This window comes from Parapedobacter sp. ISTM3 (assembly GCF_016533505.1).
Classification (GTDB): Bacteria; Bacteroidota; Bacteroidia; order Sphingobacteriales; family Sphingobacteriaceae; genus Parapedobacter; species Parapedobacter luteus.
The window spans coordinates 60,606-66,605 of sequence record NZ_JAENGN010000022.1 but is presented as its reverse complement, the minus strand read 5'-3'; the positions used below and the strand labels follow the sequence as shown (position 1 = coordinate 66,605).

The 6,000-nt window shown below is 49.2% G+C and carries 5 protein-coding genes; 4 read left to right on the top strand and 1 reads right to left on the bottom strand.

The annotated features are described in order from the left end of the window. Positions 1 to 159: 159 nt before the first annotated feature. From JHJ32_RS20950 to JHJ32_RS20935, 4 genes are all read left to right on the top strand, one after another. Positions 160 to 930 carry a hypothetical protein gene (locus JHJ32_RS20950; RefSeq protein ID WP_200122331.1) on the top strand — a complete coding sequence of 257 codons (771 nt, stop codon included), beginning with the start codon at positions 160 to 162 and terminating at the stop codon, positions 928 to 930. Between the two features lie 25 nt (positions 931 to 955). Beyond that, positions 956 to 2,392: an NAD(P)/FAD-dependent oxidoreductase gene (locus JHJ32_RS20945; protein ID WP_200122329.1), complete on the top strand. Its 1,437-nt coding sequence runs from the start codon at positions 956 to 958 to the stop codon at positions 2,390 to 2,392. Positions 2,393 to 2,507: 115 nt separating this feature from the next. Continuing rightward, on the top strand, positions 2,508 to 3,620 hold the full coding sequence (locus JHJ32_RS20940; protein WP_233632787.1) for a formylglycine-generating enzyme family protein: 1,113 nt from the start codon (positions 2,508 to 2,510) through the stop codon (positions 3,618 to 3,620). Between the two features lie 46 nt (positions 3,621 to 3,666). Beyond that, a complete protein-coding gene (locus JHJ32_RS20935; protein WP_079718519.1) occupies positions 3,667 to 4,914 on the top strand; it encodes a YeiH family protein in 1,248 nt (415 codons plus the stop codon). Positions 4,915 to 5,018: 104 nt separating this feature from the next. On the opposite strand, the gene cobA is transcribed toward JHJ32_RS20935, so the two are convergent. Next, positions 5,019 to 5,828 (bottom strand): uroporphyrinogen-III C-methyltransferase, encoded by an 810-nt coding sequence (gene cobA, locus JHJ32_RS20930; protein WP_079718518.1) that lies wholly within the window; start codon positions 5,826 to 5,828, stop codon positions 5,019 to 5,021. Between the last annotated feature and the right edge of the window lie 172 nt (positions 5,829 to 6,000).

The following is a 6,000-nucleotide window of genomic DNA, read 5'->3' as shown; positions in this document are numbered from 1 at the left end:
ACAATGGTTTCGTTTTTTTCCTTCGCTTCACACCTCAACTTCGCTTATCTTCACAGCTTATAGAAAATGCATTAGGTGATTTCGCAGAATCGTCGTCTTGAAATGGGCGCAATTCTTATATTTGTGTGTCGGCGGACGACGAACATAAAGAAAACACGGATGAGCGTATTTAAAGCAATAATTTTGGTAATCCTGTCTTTTACAGCGCAGCTTTCCTTTTCGCAGACGACCAAGATGATTGTCCGGGCCAAAGCCAAAGATGCGAAGTTTATTGGTACGGGCATTGGTGGTGCTTATGTGATCGTTAGAAACAACACTACTGGTGAAATCTTAGCCCAAGGATACACAACCGGGACCTCCGGTGATACGGAGGTCATTATGAACACACCTATTGCCAGAAAAACCCGGCTTGCGGATGACAATACTGCTAAATTCGAAGCTCAACTGGACATCCGTGAACCTGTTTTCGTTGACGTCGAGGTCATCGCCCCGTTTAACAGAAAAGCAGCATCCGTAAAAGCGACTACCCAGTTATGGGTTATTCCTGGAAAGGATATTCTCGGCGATGGGATCATACTGGATATCCCAGGGTATATTTTGGATATAAAATATCCGTCGACACACGAAGTAATCGCGGCGAAGTCACTGACTCATGGAAGTTTGAGAGCCAGGGTGCACTTGGTAATGATGTGTGGATGTGTCATCAATAAAGGAGGAATATGGGATGCAGAAGATATCGAAGTATGGGGTGTTTTGCGGCGGGATGGACAGATTCTTTCGGAGTTTCCGCTTGAAATAACGGATGATGACAATGTCTTTGAAGGAGCGTTACCATTGGAAGACAAAGGGAGTTTTGAGCTTTTGGTATACGCCTTTGACGGAAAGACAGGTAATTCGGGTGTGGATAAGGTTAGTTTCGTGATAAATTGAGTTTGACGGAAAAAGGTTGAATGGATTGAGACATAGCGCAGATTATGATGCAATTGTAATAGGTTCAGGGCCTAATGGGCTTGCGGCGGCTATCACACTGCAGAAGAGTGGGCTGTCGGTACTATTGGTTGAAGGTGCGGCGACGCTGGGTGGAGGTCTCCGTACGTCCGAATTGACGTTGCCGGGCTATTATCATGATGTCTGTTCTGCCGTACACCCGATGGCTGCCGCGTCGCCTTTTTTCAATGCCCTCCCGCTCGAGGCACACGGCCTGGAATATATACACCCACCTGTACTTGCCGGCCATCCCTTTGATGACGGAACGGCGGCGGTGCTAAAAACATCATTGGACGAAACCGCTAATCTACTGGGCCGTGATGGGGCGCAATATCGTCGGTTTTTCGAACCGCTTTTGCGGCTATGGCCAACTATTGTAAATGACGTTTTGGGGCCGCTGCGAGCGCCCGGGGATGCGATAGGGTTGGCCCGGTTTGGAGTAAAGGCGATGCCATCAGCGCGTTATATCGCTCGCATATTCCACACGGCGGCAGCCAAGGGGTTGTGGGCGGGTATGGCTGCACATTCGCTCCAGCCATTGTCGCGCCTGACAACATCAGCTATCGGTGTGGTGCTTACCGTCAATGGGCACCTGACCGGTTGGCCGATTGCTAAAGGCGGCTCCCAACGCATTGCAGAAGCGTTGGCATCTTATTTCCGGTCTTTAGGAGGGCAAATTGAAACGAATTTTTACGTGACTTCTTTGTCTCAGCTGCCATCGGCAAAGGCAATCTTATTTGATGTGACACCGAAGCAGCTGCTAGCTATTGCCGGGCATCGGTTTTCGTCGCTTTACAGGTGGCAGCTCAATCGCTACCGGTACGGCGTGGGGGTATTTAAAGTAGACTGGGCGCTTGATGGCCCCATACCGTTTACAGCGGCGGAATGTAGGGAGTCCGGTACAGTGCACTTGGGCGGAACGTTTGATGAAATTGCCTACGGCGAACAGGCGGTTTGGCGGGGCAAGCATCCAGACAAGCCTTTTGTATTGCTTGCGCAGCAAAGTATGTTTGATCATACCCGTGCTCCGGACGGCAAACATACGGCATGGGCATATTGCCATGTGCCCAATGGTTCTACCGTGAATATGACGGAAACAATTGAACGGCAGATAGAGCGGTTTGCACCGGGTTTCCGCGACCGTATATTGGCGAGACATACGTTCAATAGTGTGGAGCTGGAAACGTATAACCCAAATTATATCGGCGGCGATATAAACGGGGGGGCTATTGATTTGGGACAGTTGTTTACACGTCCGGCACTCCGGTATTCGCCGTACCGTACGTCAACCAAAGGGCTCTATATATGCTCTTCTTCCACACCGCCAGGCGGTGGCGTGCACGGAATGTGTGGCCACCATGCTGCCAGGCAGGCCTTGAAAGATGTATTTGGTTTGGTTGTATGAAGGACAATAGCTATGTCTTGCAATGAACGGCCGCGGTGGCGAATGCGACCTTGAGGAAAATTGATTGGTGAAATGCGATGGTAGCAGATTACGAAGTATATAGTAAGGAAACAAGATGATGAGTAGCTCCGAGCGAATTGGTTTGTTTTTGATTTTACCGCTGTTTGCGCTTGCTTGCTATAGGCAGACAGGCCAAAACGCACGGGAGGGTGAACAACTATTGCATGCAGATAGTGTTGCGACTTGTGTATCGCATGGCGTTCCATCCCGTGCGGCTGCAATTGCGGAATCCAAAGCGAGGCCTCACCTTCCCGGTGGCGATGATGCTCGAATGGTGTACATTCAAGGGGGGAAATTCCGCATGGGATCAGCAAAGTTTGCGGATGCCAGTCCGGTACATGAGGTGACAGTTGACGGCTTTTGGATGGACGAACATGAGGTGACCAATGCGCAGTTTGCGCGGTTTGTGGCGGCCACGGGTTATCAGACAGTAGCCGAACGGCCATTGAACCCAAAGGATTTTCCTGACGTGCCACTTGATGTCTTGCAGCCAGGGTCTGCTGTATTTACACCGCCTGCCCGGCCGGTGGACTTGCGCAGCCACCTTCAATGGTGGAAGTACGTAGTAGGTGCTAGTTGGCGGCAACCCGAAGGGCCGGGAAGCAGCATTAAGGGACGTGAAAACGAGCCGGTCGTTCACATTGCTTATGAAGACGCCGAAGCTTTTGCCGTATGGGCGGGCAAGCGGCTCCCTACAGAAGCCGAATGGGAATACGCCGCACGCGGAGGAAAGCCCAATACCGTGTACTATTGGGGCGATGAATTGAAGCCCGGTGGGAAATGGCTAGCCAATGTATATCAGGGGGATTTTCCTGTACGGGATGCAGCCGAGGATGGCTATGAAGGCGTAGCACCTGTGAAATCATTTGAACCGAATGCCTTTGGCCTGTACGATATGGACGGCAACGTTTGGGAATGGTGTTCTGACTATTATCGGCCGGACTATTATGAGCGTAGTCCCACGGTAAATCCCAAAGGTCCTGTAGATAGCTACGACCCCATAGAGCCTGGTGTGGTGAAACGTGTACAGCGGGGTGGCTCTTTCCTTTGCAACGAACAGTATTGCGAACGGTATATTGCCGGCAGCCGGGGGAAGGGCGAAGTAAGTAGTGGAAGCAATAACCTCGGTTTCAGGTGCGTGAGTGACGAGCCTCCTCCGCAAAATTAGACGCGGTCTCATCATCGCCAATATGATAACCATTTAAGAAAGAAGCATGTCATCAGCTAAGCTACGCCTCACAGAAGATTGGGCTGTCGTTGTTTTAGGGTTTACCATCATTTTTTTAGCAACATTGGGAATGCACATTCCTATTCCGGATTATAAATGGAATAATTTCGGGGCACTGCAATCTTTGTATACCGCTACCAACGGCATGAGCGTTTTGTACCAATTTGTTTTTGCTTATATGATTGTCGTTGTAGGAGCCATTATTACCGGTAAATCTGTCAAACACCAGTTATTAGGCTTTCCCATCGTATTTGCCCTCACCATCCTCGCTCTTTTGCTGGCGGGTAATGCGGTTTTAAGTGATTTGGGCTTAGAGGCGGTGATCTTCAGCTTAGTGATTGGATTGATTATTGGAAATCTGTTTAAATTGCCACAATGGTTCAAGGACTCACTTAATGCCGAGCTGTTGGTAAAAATCGGATTGGTACTGCTGGGAACCAGTGTCATTTTCTCTGACATCCTGAAAGCGGGTTCTTTAGGACTGGTGCAATCGCTTATTGTGGTTTTATCGGTTTGGTACTTTGCTTTTTGGCTATGCCGCAAATTGAAAGTGGATGAAGAACTTACAATGATGATATCCAGTGCAGTATCGATATGTGGCGTTTCGGCAGCCATTGCGACTTCGGGAGCCATCAAAGGGGACTCGAAGAAGCTGTCTTATGTTGTGTCTATGGTATTGATTACGGCGATACCGATGATGATAGGGATGCCCTACCTTGCCCGGTTCTTTGGTTTTTCAGCGGAGATGACAGGGGCGTGGTTGGGTGGAAGCATCGACACCACCGGTGCTGTAGTCGCTTCTGGCAGCTTGGTTGGAGAGCGGGCGCTGGAAATCAGCACTATTGTGAAATTTTCGCAGAATGTGCTGCTCGGTGTTGCTGCGTTGGCCATTTCGATATACTGGACCTATCGGGGAACACCAAAGGGCGAGCACGTGGAGAAACCGGGGCTCAGTGTCATTTGGGAACGTTTTCCCAAATTTGTCCTTGGCTTTCTGGCCGCATCGCTGTTGTTTTCGTTTGTATTTGAGCCCGCGACGGTAAACGGTGTCAAGGCAGGGATAAAAAATATTCAGGGATTATGGTTTGCATTGGCATTTACCAGCATCGGATTGGAAACCAACGTTAAAGATCTATTGGCTGGGAATAACGCTAAACCATTTTGGGCATTTCTAATAGCGCAATCGTTCAATGTGCTGGTCACGTTGGTCGTTGCTTGGTGGTTGTTTGGCTAACTGGAAGACGTTTCTGATGAAAAGTAAGGGCGCCTGTTGGGCAGGCGCTCCTTGCTTACTAACCCAATTGTAAACTAATATGAAGAGTGAGAAAATTTGAATGATTACTGTTGATCATGGTATTCTTGTAGCGCGAAAAATTGGTTGATGTGCTGGAAGCCGTGGTGTAGCGCTACGGTAGCCCCGAAGATTAATAGTACCGGCCCCGTATTATCGATGCCCTGTTCCTCGGCTACTTCCACAATCGTATTGACTAATCCGATGGCCGTTTTTTCATTGCTCATCGATCCGTTTTGAATGACCGCTGCGGGCAACCTCCCTTTGCCGGCTTTTTGGTAATAGGCCACAATTTGGGGCAGCCTTTCGAAGCCAAGCAATACAACAACCGTAGCGCTACTCCGGACAGCATCCTGCAATTCAGGCGATAGGTTGCCTTCGCTATCCGTGCCGGAAAGTATCCATAGACTTTCGCTCAATCCGCGATGCGTGACCGGAATGCCTTGTAATCCAGGTACAGATATGGCGCTGGAAATGCCAGGAACGATAGCCGTTTCAATGCTGTATGATGCGGCATAATCCAGTTCCTCGTAGCCGCGACCAAACACGAACAAGTCCCCGCCTTTAAGTCGAACGACATGCCCAAAATTCAGTGCATAGTCTACCATCAGTTGGTTGACGACATCCTGTGAAAAGTTTTCATCGCCCGAAGGGTTACCCACATAGACCTTGATGGTCTCTTGGGGTGCGTAATCCAATAACCGCTCGTCTACTAATGCGTCATATAGGATGACATTTGCGTGCTTGAGAGCCTTAATACCCTTTATGCTGATAAGATCCGGATCGCCAGGCCCAGCTCCTACTATCGTAATTTTCGGATCGACATACTGTTTCGCTACTGATGCTTCTGTTGCCATCTTCTTTATTTTAAATGTTATCAAAAAGCCTCTTCGATGTGTTTGTCGAAGAGGCTTGTGTATGTTTACAATCGTCAGAGAGCCCTTCAACTGTGTCTAAAACACACCGCCATGGTACACATCTTCTGGGTATGGCCGAAGTGGCTCTGATAGTGATTGATTCTTTGCATGG

Coding starts and splice junctions, on each gene's coding strand:
- JHJ32_RS20950 (WP_200122331.1), top strand. CDS start 160: ATGAGCGTATTTAAAGCAATAATTTTGGTAATCCTGTCTTTTACAGCG.
- JHJ32_RS20940 (WP_233632787.1), top strand. CDS start 2,508: ATGATGAGTAGCTCCGAGCGAATTGGTTTGTTTTTGATTTTACCGCTG.
- JHJ32_RS20935 (WP_079718519.1), top strand. CDS start 3,667: ATGTCATCAGCTAAGCTACGCCTCACAGAAGATTGGGCTGTCGTTGTT.
- cobA (WP_079718518.1), bottom strand. CDS start 5,828: ATGGCAACAGAAGCATCAGTAGCGAAACAGTATGTCGATCCGAAAATT.